Genomic DNA, 14,399 nt, shown 5'->3' with positions numbered 1-14,399 from the left:
AAGAGACACACTGTTTCCGGGGGTACCACATGCGTTTCAAGAGCATCTCCACGCAGATCACCGTCCTTACCGGCGGGCTGGTCATCTTCTTCATGTGCGCGTTCGTGTTCATCGCGTCCAACACCGCCTACGACGGCATGCTGCGCAGCGAGACGGCCAACATGGCCCAGGTGAGCCAGCAGATCGAAAAGGCGGCCGAAGATTTCGTGACCGGCAACCTCACCGCCGTGCGCGGGCTGACCCAGCAGAAGGCGCTGGCCAGCGGCGTGCTGTACGGCAGCGCCAGCCTGGTCATGAAGGATCAGTTGCAACAGACCCTGAAGGGCAACCCCCATTACGCGGCCATCCACGCGTTCGACGCCACGGGCAAGGTGCTCTACGGCTACACCGAGGACGGGCAGGAGATTTCCGGCAAGCCGCTGGACATGCCCGAAGTGCTCGCCGCCACCGGAGCGGGCAAGGAATTCATCGCCACCACGCCGTTCAAGGGACCCAAGGGCAACGTGCTGTTCACCATCGCGGCCCCGGTGCTCAACGTCATGGGGCAGTCGGGCGGGGGCATCGCCATCACCCTGGACTGGTCCAGCTTCAGCGCCCGCTTCGTGGAAAGCGTGAAATTCGGCGAACACGGCTATCCCTTCGTGCTGGACGGCGGCGGCAGGCTCATCTCGCACCCCGTGAAGGACCTGCTCTTCGCCGACATGAACAAGTACGAGTTCGTGCGCACCGTCATGGGGCAACAGACCGCCCAGGTGGAATACCCGTGGGAGGGCAAGCCCAAGATCCTGGTCAGCCGCACCATGCCGTTCACCGGCTGGAAGATCTGCGCCTCTGCCTACGAGGACGACCTGGCCGCGGTGGCGCGCCAGCAGCGGTTGTTGCTGGCGATGACCGGTCTGGTGGCCATCGTGGCCATGACCGGTTCCATCGTGCTGCTGACCCGTCGGGTGATCCTGGCGCCCATGAACCGCATCCGCCAGTTCGCCGGGCAGGTGGCCCAGGGCGACCTGCGCGCCGTCATGGACGGGGTCTACCGCTGCGAACTGGACGACCTGGCCACCTCCATCCGGTCCATGGTCGGGGAACTGAAGGAAAAGCTGGGCTTCTCGCAGAGCGTGCTGGATGCGATGGTGGTGCCCGTGCTGATCGTGGACCGCGAGGAGCGCACGGTGTTCACCAACAAGGCCTGCATGGACATGCTGGAGATCGACACCGACCCCACGGCGCAGTACGGACGCACCCTGGCCGAGGTGTTCTACAACGACCCCGGCCGCAAGACCGCCGTGGGCCGGGCCATGGGCGAAAAGACCAGCATCAAGAACCTCGAGGTGGTCATCACCGGCCACAAGGGTGGCAAGGTGGACGTGCTGGCCAACGTCACCTACCTGCAGGACTACGACGGCAACGTCATCGGCGGGTTCTGCCTGTACATCGACACCACCGAGATGAAGCGCCAGGCCACCGTCATCGCCCAGCAGAACGAACGCATCGAGCGGGCCTCGGCCGAGGCCGACGACGTGGCCTCGCAACTGGCCGCCGCGTCGGAACAGCTTGCGGCGCAGATCGAACAGTCGGCGCGCGGGTCCGACATCCAGCGGGAACGCACGGCCGAAGCGGCCACCGCCATGGAACAGATGAACGCCAGCGTGCTGGAGGTGGCCCGCAACGCCGGAAGCGCGGCCGAACTGGCCGAAAAGGCCAAGGCCCGCGCCCAGGAAGGGGCCGGGGTGGTGGACGGCTCGGTGCGCACCATCCAGCACGCCCATGAGTTGGCGTCGCACCTCAAGGCCGACATGGCCGAACTGGGCACCCAGGCCCAGGGCATCGGCCAGATCATGAACGTCATCGCCGACATCGCGGACCAGACCAACCTGCTGGCCCTGAACGCCGCCATCGAGGCGGCCCGCGCGGGCGACGCCGGACGCGGCTTCGCCGTGGTGGCCGACGAGGTGCGCAAGCTGGCCGAAAAGACCATGACCGCCACCAACGAGGTGGGCAGCGCCATCCGGGGCATCCAGGACAGCGCGCGCAAGAACATCGACAACACCGAAAAGGCCACCGCCGCCATCGAGGAAGGCACGGGCATGGCCCGCCGCTCGGGCGACGTGCTGCGCGAGATCGTGGGCCTTGTGGAAAGCACCGCCGACCAGGTGCGCTCCATTGCCACGGCGTCGGAGCAGCAGTCCGCCGCCAGCGAGGAAATCAACCGCTCCACGGACGAGATCACCCGCATCGCCGCCGAAACGGCCGAAGCCATGCGCCACTCGTCGCAAGCGGTGGAGGACGTTTCGCGGCTGGCGTCGGACCTGAAGCGTGTCATTGGTGACATGCGCAGCTGACGCTGTGTGGGGCGACATGCACAGCTGACGCCGCGTGTCGTACCGCACGACTTCGAGGGGGAGGAACCATGAGGTTCCTCCCCCTTCGTCATGTTACAGACAGCAGGCGGAGCCCGATCGACTTACGGAATGAACGCCGTAACGGCCACCGGCGCGCCGGTGCCGCCGCACAGCGGCAAGGGGGCCAGCAGCGCGTGCGCCCCGGTGGGGGGCAGGCCATCCAGCCCGGCCAGGCATTCCACCACCACGGCCCCGGCGGCCAGGGCCATGCGGTTGCACAGGAATTCCGCGTCCTCGGGGGCGTCCACCCCGTGGGTGTCGATGCCGATGCCCGCCGCCCCGCGCTCGTGCACCAGCAGGTGCACGGCATCCGGCGTGAACGAGGGAAACACCATGGGCGGCGCATGGCCCGGCCCGGCGCGCAATGCGCCCCACTGCACCCCCATGAACCGTTCCGGCTCGCGCCACAGGTGGTGCCAGCCGGTGTTGCACACGAACAGACAGCCGCGCGGAACCCGGCCGTGGGCTGCCTCCCAGGCCAGCACGTCGTCCGGGGCGCAGCGCGCGCCGGGGTCCGCCGCCGCTCGGCCACGCAAATCCAGTACGGCCAGGGTCAGCAGCAGCGGCCACGGGGCCGCCGCGCGCACGTCCGCCCCGCCGGGCAGGAAGGACAGCGGCGCGTTGACGTGGGTGCCGCCGTGCTCGCCCATGGCGAAGGCCCGCAGGTCGTAGCCGTCCTCTTCGCGGCAGGCCACCTCCAGGAAGGTCACGGGCGGGTCGCCCGGCCAGCGCGGCATGCCGGTTCCGATGGGGTGCGCAAGGTCCGCCAGGCGGGTGAACGTCAGGCTGCGGGACATGCGCCCCCCTCATCCGGCCCGCCGGCCGGGGCATCGGCCGGGGCATCATTGGACCGTCCGCCCTGCCCCGCCGTTTCCCGCGCCACGGCGCCGTTGCGGTGGCCGCGCACGTCGCGCGGGCCCAGCATCTTGGCCGGGTCCATCAGGTCGTCGTAGTCTTCCGGCCGCATCAGGCCGCGCTCGGCCAGCAGGTCGCGCGGCGCGCGCCCGGTGGCGCGGGCGTCCTTGACCACGGCGGCGGCCGCCTCGTAGCCGATGACCGGGGCCAGCGCCGTGACCATGCCCAGCGAGCCGTGCAGCAGTTCCAGACAGCGTTCGCGGTTGGCGGTGATGCCCTCCACGCAGCGCACCCGCAGGATGCGCGCCGCCCGCGTGAGGATTTCCAGCGACTGGAACAGGTTGCAGGCCATGATCGGGCCGAACACGTTCAGTTCCAGCTGCCCCGCCTCTGCCGCCAGGGTCACGGTAAGGTCGTTGCCGATGACCTGCTGGCAGACCTGGTTGACCAGTTCCGGAATCACCGGGTTGACCTTGCCGGGCATGATGCTGGACCCCGGCTGCACGGCGGGCAGGGATATCTCGCCAAGGCCGGTGAACGGCCCGGACGAGAGCAGCCGCAGGTCGTTGCAGATCTTGGAGAGCTTCACGGCGATGCGCTTGAGCAGGCCCGACAGGGTGACGTAGGCCCCGGCGTCGCTGGTGGCCTCCACCAGATTGGGCGAAAGCGAGAGCGGCAGCCCGGTGATGTCCGCCAGCCTGCCGCAGACCAGGGGCGCGTAGCCGGGCACGGTGTTGATGCCGGTGCCCACGGCCGTGGCGCCGATGTTCACCTCGCACAGCAGGCGGGCCACCTCGGCCAGGCGTTCGGTGTCCTCGCCCACGGTCACCCCGTAGGCCGCGAATTCCGCGCCCAGGGTGATGGGCACGGCGTCCTGCAACTGGGTGCGGGCCATCTTGATCACGTCGGCGAAGGACTCTCCCTTGGCGTGGAAGGCGTCGCGCAGTTCGCGCAGCGAGCTTCCCAGGTCGCGCGCGTACCACACCAGCGAGATGCGCAGCGCCGTGGGGTACACGTCGTTGGTGGACTGCGAGAGGTTGACGTGGTTCAGCGGGCTGATCACGCCGTACTCGCCGCGCGTGCGGCCCATGAGTTCCAGGGCGCGGTTGGCGATGACCTCGTTGGCGTTCATGTTCACCGAGGTGCCCGCCCCGCCCTGGATCACGTCCACCACGAACTGGTCGTCGAAGCGGCCCTCGCGCACCTCGCGGCAGGCCTGCACGATGGCCTGGCCCACGTCGCCGTCCAGCAGGCCCAGTTCCATGTTGGCCAGGGCGGCGGCCTTCTTCACCGACGCCAGCGCCTGCACGAAGCGCGGGTGGCGGCCGATGGTCTGCCCCGTGACGTCGAAATTCTCCAGCGCCCGCAGGGTCTGCACGCCGTAGTAGGCGTGGGCGGGCACCTTGCGCTCGCCCAGGCTGTCGCGTTCGATGCGGTATTCCATGGGGGATGCCGTCCTTGTTACCGGGAATGCCGGGATGCCGGGATTGCGCCGTGGCGGCCCGTGCCGCCCATGCTGCCCATGATATCGGACACCCACGGTTGCAGCATACCACCCTTGCCGCCGCCCGCCTATGGGCTGCGCCGTCACGCAAAAGCGCCCCGCCACCCGTGGGGGGTGCGGGGCGCTTGCGATGCATCTTTCCGTGGTGCCGCGAAGCCGCGAACTACTTCGCCGCTGGGGGCTGCACGGTGGCCTTCTTGATGACCACCGGGGTGGTGGGCACGTTCTCGAACGAACCCACGGTGGCGGTGCGCACCGCCTTGATCTTGTCCACCACGTCGGCGCCTTCGATCACCTTGCCGAACACGGCATAGCCCCAACCCTGCATGGTGGGGGCGCGGTGATCGAGGAAGGCGTTGTCCTTCACGTTGATGAAGAACTGGGCCGTGGCGGAATTGGGGGCCATGGTGCGGGCCATGGCCACGGTGTACTTCTCGTTGCGCAGGCCGTTGTTGGCCTCGTTCTCGATGGGCTCGCGGGTGGGCTTTTCGCGCATCTTTTCGTCGTAGCCGCCGCCCTGGATCATGAAGCCGTCGATGACGCGGTGGAAGATGGTGCCGTCATAGTGGCCGGCCGCGACGTATTCGCGGAAGTTGGCGGCGGACTTGGGGGCCTTTTCGTCATCCAGTTCGATGACGATGTCGCCCATGCTCGTTTCCAGCTTGATCACCGTGTGTCCCCTCTGTGCCGAAGCCGCCATGGCGGTTCCGTGACCTGCGAACGCGAAAAGGGCCGTAAGCGCGGCCAGCAGCAACCAACGCATGTTCTGCTCCGGGAATGTGAAAGTTGGATGGGCGAACCGCCCGTGCCGTGCCATTACCAGAAGCGCCACCGCAGGGCAATCGGCATGGCGTACCAATGGGCGGGGGATGCAGACGATAAGTACACCGATTGAAAAGTTTGGGAGGGGAGCGGCAGCCGTTGCACGAGCGCCCCGCGCGAGTGCTTACGGATGGCGACAGCAAAGCGGGGGCCGGGGGAGGGGACACCCTTTTGCGCGCTGCGGTCGCCATCCGTAGCTCTGCTGTCCCCATCCGTAATGTTCGCGCTCCGCGCTCACATAACGGCTGGGGCAAGGTTCGCAAGCTCACCTAACGGCTGCCGCAAAGGGTGCCCCTCCCCCGATTCCTTCCCCTTATTCAAAAGTCAGCTTGTCCAGCCGCACCCCGATGGTCACGTGCTGCCCGTCCTTCAAGTCGCCCGAGATCAGGCGGCGGGCCAGCGGGGTTTCCACGTTGGTCTGCAAATAGCGCCGCAGGGGCCGCGCGCCGTACACCGGGTCGTAGGCCGATTCGGCGATGAAATCGCGCGCCGCGTCGGTGAGTTCCACGGTGATCTTGCGGTCGGCCAGACGCGCCCGCAGCCTGCCCAGCAGCAGTTCCACGATGCGCCCGATCTGCTCGGGCAGCAGAGGGCGGAACATGACGTTCTCGTCCACCCGGTTCAGGAATTCCGGCCGGAAGTGGCGGCGCATCTCGTCCATCACCCTGTCGCGCACGCCGGGGCGGAACTCGCCCGCCTCGGTGATGCCGTCCAGCAGGTGCGACGAGCCGATGTTGGAGGTCATGATGATGATGGTGTTCTTGAAGTCCACCGTGCGGCCGTGGCTGTCGGTGAGCCGTCCGTCGTCCAGGATTTGCAGCAACACGTTGAACACGTCGGCGTGGGCCTTCTCTATCTCGTCGAATAGCACCACGCTGTACGGCTTGCGGCGCACCGCCTCGGTCAGTTGGCCGCCCTCGTCGTAGCCCACGTAGCCGGGGGGCGCCCCGATGAGCCGGGCCACCGCGTGCTTCTCCATGTATTCGCTCATGTCGATGCGCACGATGTTGTCCTCGCTGTCGAACAGCGATTCCGCCAGCGTCTTGCACAGTTCGGTCTTGCCCACGCCCGTGGGGCCCAGGAAAATGAACGACCCGATGGGCCGCCCGGGGTCGGACAGCCCGGCCCGGGCGCGCAGCACGGCTTCGGCCACGGCCTGCACGGCCTCGTCCTGGCCCACCACGCGCTCGTGCAGCACGTCGGCCAGGCGCAGCAGCTTTTCGCGTTCCGATTCCAGCAGCCGGGTAACCGGGATGCCGGTCCAGCGGGCCACGATCTCGGCCACGTCGTCGGGGCGCACCTCTTCCTTGAGCAGGCGGTTCTCGTCGTCGCCGCGCTCGGCGTCGGCCAGCTTGCGCTCCAGTTCCAGCAGCTTGGAATACTTCAACTCCGCCGCGCGGTTGAGGTCGTAATTGCGTTCCGCCTCGTCGATGGCCAAGCGGGTGCGCTCGATCTCTTCCTTGATGGAGCGCACGGCGTCGATGGAGCCCTTTTCGCGCTCCCACTGGGCCAGCAGGGTGGCCTGCCCGGCCCGCAGGTCCGCCAGTTCGTTCTCCAGCCTTTCCAGCCGTTCGCGCGAGGCCGTGTCCGTCTCGCGGCGCAGGGCTTCCCGCTCGATCTCGAGTTGCATGACCTTGCGGTTCACCTCGTCCAGTTCGGCGGGCAGCGAGTCGATTTCGGTGCGGATCAACGCCGCCGCCTCGTCGATGAGGTCGATGGCCTTGTCCGGCAACTGGCGGTCGGTGATGTAGCGGTGCGACAGGGTCACCGCCTCGACGATGGCCGAATCGCTGATGCGCACGCCGTGGTGCACCTCGAACCGCTCGCGCAGGCCGCGCAGGATGGAGATGGTGTCCTCCACCGTGGGCTCGTCCACCACCACCGGCTGGAAACGGCGTTCCAGCGCCGGGTCCTTCTCGATGTACTTGCGGTACTCGTCCAGGGTGGTGGCGCCGATGCAGTGCAACTCGCCGCGCGCCAGCATGGGTTTGAGCAGGTTGCCGGCGTCCATGGCCCCGTCGGTCTTGCCCGCGCCCACGATGGTGTGCAGTTCGTCGATGAACATGATGATCCGGCCTTCGGCCTTTTCCACTTCCTTCAGCACGGCCTTCAACCGTTCCTCGAACTCGCCCCGGTACTTGGCCCCGGCGATGAGCGCGCCCATGTCCAGCGCGAACAGGCTGCGGTTCTTGAGGCCCTCGGGCACGTCCCCCTTCAGGATGCGGTGGGCGAGGCCCTCGACGATGGCCGTCTTGCCCACGCCCGCCTCGCCGATGAGCACGGGGTTGTTCTTGGTGCGCCGCGACAGGATGCGCACCACGCGGCGGATTTCCGCGTCGCGCCCGATGACCGGGTCCAGCTTGCCCTTGCGGGCCTCTTCCACCAGGTCGCGCCCGTACTTCTGGAGCGCCTCGTAGGTGTCCTCGGGATTGGGCGAGGTGACGCGCTGCGCGCCGCGCACGTCTTCCAGCACGGCCAGCAGTTTGTCCTGGGTCAGGCCGAACTCGCGGGCCACCCGGCCCATGTCGGTGGAGGCGGGCTCTTCGAGGAAGGCGCAGAACAGGTGTTCCACGCTGACGTACTCGTCCTTGAGACGCTTGGCGAAGTCCTGCGCCCGCACCAGGGCCTGGTTCAGGCGCTGGGTGACGTAGATCTGCCCTTGGGCCGCGCCGGGACCGCTGACCGCCGGACGCTTCTGCAAGGCCGCCTCCAGGGCGGCGGCGAAGGCGTCGGGCTTGTAGCCCGCCCGTTCCAGCAGGCGCGGCACCAGACCCTGCTCCTGACGGACAAGGGCCAGCGCGGCATGTTCCACGTCCACCTGCTGGTGCCCGAGGCGCACGGCCGTGGACTGGGCCTCGGCAATGGCCTGCTGCGATTTTTCGGTGAACTTGCTGATATCCATGGTCTCTCTTTCCCCTTTGCCCGGCTGGGCCGGGCCAGGAATGCGGTGTGCCGGGGCGGCGGCCGGCTTCCCCGGCGGATGCCGGGGGCGGCGCGCCCGTGGCGGAAAATTCATGTATCGCGCGCGGGTGCGGCGTGGCCGGGTTGGCCTGACTCCGCGTCTAGCGCTGCGCTTCCAGTTCCCGCACCCTGCGTTCCAGCCGGTCGATGCGGTCCAGCAGGTCCACGATGATGGAGCCGCCCAGGCTGGACAACTCGAAGTCGGCGCAGATGCGCTCCAACTTGCGGGTGCGGTACACGTCCATGCGGCGGAACAGGTAGCCTTCGCCCGCCGTGCGGCGCGGTTCCAGCCAGCCAAGTTCGATCAGTTCGCCCAGGCGGCTGGGGTGCACGCCGGATATCTGGAGGAATTCCGCCCAGGCGATGAAGTCGGAGCGGATGGGCAGTTCGCCGCCCTGCGCGAGGTCGTGTCCAAGATCATTTCTGTCATCGGGGTACATGTGGTGCCACCTCCGGATGGAAATCGTGTCGGCGGGGTTCCGCGTCAGGCCCTGTCAGTTCCGATCAGTCCCGCTCAGCTTGCCCGCTCAGTCGCGCGCCCGGAACGACGAGGTCCGGGCCAGTTCTTCCCACAGTTCCCGTTCGCGCGGGGTGGGTTCGCCCGGCGTGCGGATGCCGATGCGCACGTACTGGTCGCCGCGCGCCGCGCCCGAGCCCAGCCCCTTACCGCGCAACCGCAGCTTGCGGCCGCTGCTGGTGCCGGGGGCCACGGTCACGTCCACCTCGCCGTCCAGGGTGGGCACGCGCACCGTTGCGCCAAGGGCCGCCTCCCACGGGGCCAGTTGCAGGTCGTAGATCACGTTGTCGCCGTCCAGGGTGAACTGCGGATGCGGGGCCATGCGCACCTTCAGGTACAGGTCGCCCGCCGGGCCGCCGCCCATGCCGGGGTCGCCCTGCCCGGCCAGGCGGATGCGCCCCCCCTCGCGCACGCCGGAGGGGATGTTCACCTCCAGCGTCTTGGTGGAGCCGCCCGCCTCGCGCAGGGTCACGGCCTTGCGGCCGCCCCGGTAGGCCTCTTCCAGCGTCAGCGCGAATTCGGCCTCCACATCGCGGCCGCGCCGCTGCCGGGCGGAAAAGTTGCCGAACGGGTCCGGCCCGAAGCCGCCCTGCCCACGCGCCCGCGCGCCGCCGCCACCGAACAGGGTTTCGAAGAAGTCGCTGAATCCGGCGCCTTCGAAACCGCGTCCGCCGAAGTCGAAGCGCACGTTCTCGAAGCCGGGCGCGCCCTGGAACTGCTGTCCGTGCTGCCAGTTGGGCCCCAGCTGATCGTAGAGACGACGCTTCTCGTCGTCCTTGAGCACCTCGTAGGCTTCGTTGATTTCCTTGAAGCGCTCTTCCGCGTTCTTGTCGCCGGGGTTCAGGTCCGGATGATACTTGCGGGCGAGCTTCTTGTAGGCCTTCGAGATGTCGTCGCGCGGGGCGGAACGCTCCACGCCCAGCAATTTGTAATAGTCCTTGTATTCGACTGCCATCTCGTATAGCTCTCCTTTATCGTCTGTGCGGCCGCAAACCTGCTGCCATTGTAGGATAATCCGACGCGCTCCGGTGTCAAGCGGCTTGCGTCAAAAGGCCGACGCGAGATGCGGCCGAAGCCACGCAAGCCACACCGTCCGCGTCTCTCGACGGCCGCCGCCCGTTGCGCTACAGACGCCGAACGGGACCATGTTTCCACGGCCCCGCCCTTTCATACCCACAAACCGGCCCCGCCACCGTCACCGCATGTCCGCATCCCGGCCCGCCGCGCCTTCCGGCCTGAAAAGCCTGCCCGTGCTGATGTACCACTACGTCAGCCGCAGGAAGAACTCCATCGCCGTCCACCCCGACACCTTCGAGGACCACTGCCGGGCCATGCGCCGCGCCGGGTGGACCGGCATCGGCCTGGCCGAGGCCGAGGCCCATCTGCTGGGCGAGGCCCCGCTGCCTCCGCGCAGCGCGCTGATCACCTTCGACGACGGGTTCCTGGACAACTACGTCTACGCCTGGCCCATCCTGAAGCAGTACGGGCACAAGGGCGTGATCTTTGCCGTGGCGGGCAGGCTGGAGCAGGGCACGCCCCGCCCCACCCTGGACGACGTGCGCTCCGGGCGCATCCGCGAGGACGCGCTGCCCCGCGTGGACGCGCCCTACGTGCGGCACGAACTGGGCTTCGACGAGCGCAAGGACCTGTTCTGCAACTGGGACGAGGCGCGATTGATGGAGGCCGACTCCACCATGGCCGTGGCCGCCCATTCCCACTGGCACCACGCCGTGTTCGCCAGGCCGGAATTCAAGGGGTTTCACGCCCCCGGCCACCGCACGCGCACCTTCGACCGGGTGGACTTTCCCGTGCCGTGGGGGCTGCCCGCCTTTCCGCAGCGGCCCGCCCTGCTGCGCTGCGCCTTCGTGCCCGACCCGCAACTGGTGGCCGCCATCCGCACCCTTGTCCCCCAGGACAAGGCCGGGGCCTACGCCTTTTTCCAGGATTCCGGCAGGGTGCGCGAACTTGAAGCACTGGTTGAACTCTTCGCCGCCAAACCGGACGGCCTTGGCGCGTACGAATCCGACGCCGACCGCACCGCCCGCATGACCCGCGAACTGTCCGACTGCTCCGCCACCCTGGCCCGCGAACTGGGCCACCCCGTGCGTTCGCTGTGCTGGCCGTGGGGCGCCTACTGCGACGAGGCCCGCGACATCGCGCGGGCCCAGGGCTTTTCCGTGTTTTTCGCCACCACCATGGGCCCCAACCCGCCCGGCAGCGCCGCCCACGTCCACCGCTTCAAGGCCAAGGACAAGCCCGGCTCGTGGCTGCTGCTGCGCCTGTTCCTGTACTCCCGCCCTTGGCTGGCCAGGCTGTACGCGAAAATGCGGTTGTAAAGAGAAAAGAAGAACGGGAACAAAAGAACGCGGGGGAGGGACCCTTTTGAAAAAGGGTCTCCTCCCCCGCACCCCCTCCCCCCAAAACTTTTATTTGGCTGCATGCTGCCATATGGGCTCGCAAAGCAGAACCGCCCCAGTACCTTGGAGCGGTTCTGCTTTGCGAACAAGAAAGGGGTTCCAAGGGGGCCTCGCCCCCTTGGCCGCCGGAGGCTAACAAAAAACCGCTTCCCCCTACCCCAGCGCCTTCACGGCGCCGATGAATTCCCTCACGTCTTCCTCGGTGGTGTCGAAGCTGGTCATCCAGCGCACCTCGTGCAGCACCGGGTCCCATTCGTAGAAGTAGAAGTCCTGCTGCAACCGGGCGATATGTTCCGGCGAAAGGCGCGCGAACACCGCGTTGGCCTCCACCGGCCGGGTGATGGTGACGTGGGGCAGTCCGCGCAGGCTGTCGGCCAGCAGCCGGGCCATGGCGTTGGCGTTGCGGGCGTTTTCCAGCCACAGGCCGTCGTGCAGCATTTCGATGAACTGCGCGGCGATGAAGCGCATCTTCGAAATGAGCTGCATGCCCTGCTTGCGGATGAAGTCGAATTCCCGCGACAGGTCGGGATTGAAGAAGATCACCGCCTCGCCGAACATCATGCCGTTCTTGGTGCCGCCAAAGGACAGCACGTCCACGCCCGCGTCGCGGGTCAGTTCGGCCAGGCTCACGTCCAGCGCCGCCGCGGCGTTGGCCAGCCGCGCCCCGTCCATGTGCAGCAGCATGCCGTTGGCGTGGGCGAAGTCGGCCAGGGCGCGCACCTGCGCCGGGGAATACACGGTGCCCAGTTCCGTGGACTGGGTGATGGAAACGACCCGCGGCTGGCTGTGATGGAAATTGCCGATCATGTGCAGCAGCGGCACCACGTCCATGACCCGGATGCGCCCGTCGTGCGAGGGGATGACCTGGAGCTTGGACCCGGTCACCGATTCCGGCGCGCCGCATTCGTCCACGTTGATGTGGGCCACGTCCGCGCAGACCACCGAATGCCATGGCCGGGTTACGGCGCGCAGCCCCAGCACGTTGGCCGCCGTGCCCAGGAACACGAAATACATGTCGATGTCCGGCCCGAAGTGTCGGGCGAACACCTCTTTCGCCTGCTCGGTGTACGGGTCCTGCCCGTAGGGGCGGGCGTGCCCGGCGTTGGCGCGCTCCATGGCGGCGAGAATGCGCGGGTGCACGCCCGAGGTGTTGTCGCTGGCGAAACTCTTGAGGCTCACTGGTGTGTCTCCTGCTCTGGCTCTTGCGTGGCGGGGCGGCATGGGCGGCCCCGTCCGTCGTGCATGGTGCGGCGGCGCGGACGCGCCGTCGAAGTGGAAAAGATGTGTCGCGGCCGGTCAGGCCCAGTTGATCAGGCCCAGTCGTCAGGCCCGGCCGCCCCGGTCGCGGGGGCCGCCGGGGGCGCGGGGCGCGGCATCGGCGGAGTCCGGACCGCAGGCGCCCTGCCACACGGAACGGCATACCCCGCGATATACCTCGAGGGTACGATTCAGGAAGTCCGCCCGGTGCAGGCTTGCGATGCGCAGTCCGCAGGCCTCGCGCAGGATTTCCAGCCACGGCGGGCTGTCCATGGCGTGGGCGATGGCCCCGGCCATGGCAGGCACGTCGCCGGGCGGCACCAGCGCGCCGTGCGGCAGCAGGTCGGGCATGACCCCCACGGTGGTGGACACCAGCGGCCTGCCGCAGGCCATGATTTCCAGCGCGGCGCGGGCGATGGTCTCGGACCACAGCGAGGCCACCACGCCCAGGTCCATGGCCGAGATGCACGCGGCCACGTCCGGACGTTTGCCGGTGATCACCGAAATGTCCTCGATGCCCGCCTCGCGCAGCCAGCCCCGCACCGTGGCCTCGGGCGTGGCCGAATCGAACCCGGCCAGCATCAGCCGCAGACGCGGGCGCGGCGTGCCGTCCCAACGGCCCGCGCGCAGGCCCGCCACGGTCTCGACAAGCTCGCGCTGGCCTTTCACGGCGTCGAACCGGCCCAGCAGGCCCACCACGAACTCGCCGTCCGACCAGCCGTATTCGGCGCGCACCCGGGCGCGGCCCGCCGCGTCGAACCGGAACATGTCCTCGTCCACCCCGCCGAGAATGGTGTGCACCCGGTCGGCGGGCACGCCCATTTCATCGACGAAGTGCCCGGCCATCACCGAATTGGTGGCGATGACCGCATCGGCCACGCGGGTATGCAGGAACAGGTTGGGCCGGTTGCCCTTGGGCAGGCGCTGGTCGCCGCGCGTGCGCACCAGCCCGAAGCGGTGCGGCCCGCGCGCGTGCAGCGCCTTCAGCAGGCCCCACAGCACGAACGATTCCCCCCGGTGGCAGTTGACCACGTGGGGGCGGAAATCGCGCACCATGCGGTGCAGCGAACCGCACAGACCGGCAAGGGTAAGGGGATTGGCGGAATTCAGCGGCAGGGGGACCGGGTCCAGCCCCCAGGCGCGGGCGCGCTCGAAGGATTCGGTGCCCGCAAGGCCCAGCACCAGGGCTTGGTGCCCGGCCTCGCGCAGCAGGCGGGCCAGCATCATGCCGTACCAGGCCGTGGCGTTGAACCAGCGCACGTTGACCACCTGAATGGTGCGCAATGGCGCCTCGGCCGGTGTCATGGAAGACATCGGCGACGGCGCGTCGCCCGGCACGGCGGGCCGGGGGGCGGAGGGGGGTGCGGGGTCTGGCGCGTTCACGGGCACGTCATGCCGCAATAGCCCGGCAATGACAACCCCCGGCAACACCACGCGTGGCTGGCCAGATACGGGGCAAGCAGGGGAACCCGCGCGGAGTGTTGGGATGACAGATTAGGTTACCACCCCGCGACATAAGGGGGCTGTTTCCAAATTAGGATGGCTCTAGACCATCAGGCCAAGCCCTGATAGGCTAGAATCATGTTTAAAAACAGCAAATTAAGCCGATACAAAACCGGAAAAATTGCTGAATGCTTTTGCATCGATATTGATGCCACCAAAACGGC

The 14,399-nt window shown here is 68.0% G+C and carries 10 protein-coding genes and 1 pseudogene; 3 read left to right on the top strand and 8 right to left on the bottom strand.

Annotated features, from left to right (window positions below; genetic code table 11):
* Positions 1–29: 29 nt before the first annotated feature.
* A complete protein-coding gene (locus tag V6B97_RS15415) occupies positions 30–2,339 on the top strand; it encodes a methyl-accepting chemotaxis protein (protein WP_333507402.1) in 2,310 nt (769 codons plus the stop codon).
* Positions 2,340–2,461: 122 nt separating this feature from the next.
* On the opposite strand, the gene V6B97_RS15410 is transcribed toward V6B97_RS15415, so the two are convergent.
* From V6B97_RS15410 to V6B97_RS15385, 6 genes are all read right to left on the bottom strand, one after another.
* The gene (locus tag V6B97_RS15410; RefSeq protein ID WP_333507401.1) at positions 2,462–3,196 is read right to left on the bottom strand and encodes a cyclase family protein; all 735 of its coding nucleotides are present in this window, start codon (positions 3,194–3,196) and stop codon (positions 2,462–2,464) included.
* Positions 3,181–4,698 carry an aspartate ammonia-lyase gene (locus V6B97_RS15405; RefSeq protein ID WP_333507400.1) on the bottom strand — a complete coding sequence of 506 codons (1,518 nt, stop codon included), beginning with the start codon at positions 4,696–4,698 and terminating at the stop codon, positions 3,181–3,183. Before V6B97_RS15405 ends, V6B97_RS15410 begins: the two co-directional genes overlap by 16 nt.
* A gap of 223 nt (positions 4,699–4,921) precedes the next feature.
* The gene (locus tag V6B97_RS15400) at positions 4,922–5,521 is read right to left on the bottom strand and encodes a peptidylprolyl isomerase (protein ID WP_442935500.1); all 600 of its coding nucleotides are present in this window, start codon (positions 5,519–5,521) and stop codon (positions 4,922–4,924) included.
* A 372-nt stretch (positions 5,522–5,893) separates the two neighbouring features.
* Positions 5,894–8,482, bottom strand: a complete 2,589-nt coding sequence (gene clpB, locus V6B97_RS15395) for an ATP-dependent chaperone ClpB (protein WP_333507399.1) — start codon at positions 8,480–8,482, stop codon at positions 5,894–5,896.
* Positions 8,483–8,642: 160 nt separating this feature from the next.
* Complete coding sequence (locus V6B97_RS15390) at positions 8,643–8,981, bottom strand: chaperone modulator CbpM (RefSeq protein ID WP_333507398.1); 339 nt, start codon at positions 8,979–8,981, stop codon at positions 8,643–8,645.
* A gap of 87 nt (positions 8,982–9,068) precedes the next feature.
* Positions 9,069–10,013 carry a J domain-containing protein gene (locus V6B97_RS15385; protein ID WP_333507396.1) on the bottom strand — a complete coding sequence of 315 codons (945 nt, stop codon included), beginning with the start codon at positions 10,011–10,013 and terminating at the stop codon, positions 9,069–9,071.
* Between the two features lie 247 nt (positions 10,014–10,260).
* On the opposite strand from V6B97_RS15385, the gene V6B97_RS15380 reads away from it, so the two are divergent.
* On the top strand, positions 10,261–11,394 hold the full coding sequence (locus V6B97_RS15380; RefSeq protein WP_333507395.1) for a polysaccharide deacetylase family protein: 1,134 nt from the start codon (positions 10,261–10,263) through the stop codon (positions 11,392–11,394).
* Positions 11,395–11,628: 234 nt separating this feature from the next.
* Here V6B97_RS15380 and V6B97_RS15375 read toward each other — a convergent pair whose 3' ends face one another.
* Together V6B97_RS15375 and V6B97_RS15370 are read right to left on the bottom strand one after the other, a co-directional pair.
* Positions 11,629–12,654 carry a threonine aldolase family protein gene (locus tag V6B97_RS15375; RefSeq protein WP_333507394.1) on the bottom strand — a complete coding sequence of 342 codons (1,026 nt, stop codon included), beginning with the start codon at positions 12,652–12,654 and terminating at the stop codon, positions 11,629–11,631.
* Between the two features lie 144 nt (positions 12,655–12,798).
* Positions 12,799–14,016, bottom strand: a complete 1,218-nt coding sequence (locus V6B97_RS15370) for a glycosyltransferase (protein WP_333507392.1) — start codon at positions 14,014–14,016, stop codon at positions 12,799–12,801.
* 297 nt (positions 14,017–14,313) lie between these two features.
* Here V6B97_RS15370 and V6B97_RS15365 point away from each other — a divergent pair.
* Positions 14,314–14,399 (top strand): annotated as a pseudogene (locus V6B97_RS15365) (IS1595 family transposase); the annotation flags it as partial.

It is taken from the genome of Nitratidesulfovibrio sp. 1201_IL3209 (assembly GCF_036763125.1).
Taxonomy (GTDB): domain Bacteria; phylum Desulfobacterota; class Desulfovibrionia; order Desulfovibrionales; family Desulfovibrionaceae; genus Cupidesulfovibrio.
This window is presented reverse-complemented; position numbering and strand designations above follow the sequence as displayed.

Bases quoted from the DNA above. Each gene is read 5' to 3' on its own strand.
- V6B97_RS15390 (WP_333507398.1), bottom strand. From the start codon at position 8,981: ATGTACCCCGATGACAGAAATGATCTTGGACACGACCTCGCGCAGGGC.
- V6B97_RS15405 (WP_333507400.1), bottom strand. From the start codon at position 4,698: ATGGAATACCGCATCGAACGCGACAGCCTGGGCGAGCGCAAGGTGCCC.
- V6B97_RS15385 (WP_333507396.1), bottom strand. From the start codon at position 10,013: ATGGCAGTCGAATACAAGGACTATTACAAATTGCTGGGCGTGGAGCGT.
- V6B97_RS15380 (WP_333507395.1), top strand. From the start codon at position 10,261: ATGTCCGCATCCCGGCCCGCCGCGCCTTCCGGCCTGAAAAGCCTGCCC.
- V6B97_RS15400 (WP_442935500.1), bottom strand. From the start codon at position 5,521: ATGCGTTGGTTGCTGCTGGCCGCGCTTACGGCCCTTTTCGCGTTCGCA.
- clpB (WP_333507399.1), bottom strand. From the start codon at position 8,482: ATGGATATCAGCAAGTTCACCGAAAAATCGCAGCAGGCCATTGCCGAG.
- V6B97_RS15415 (WP_333507402.1), top strand. From the start codon at position 30: ATGCGTTTCAAGAGCATCTCCACGCAGATCACCGTCCTTACCGGCGGG.
- V6B97_RS15410 (WP_333507401.1), bottom strand. From the start codon at position 3,196: ATGTCCCGCAGCCTGACGTTCACCCGCCTGGCGGACCTTGCGCACCCC.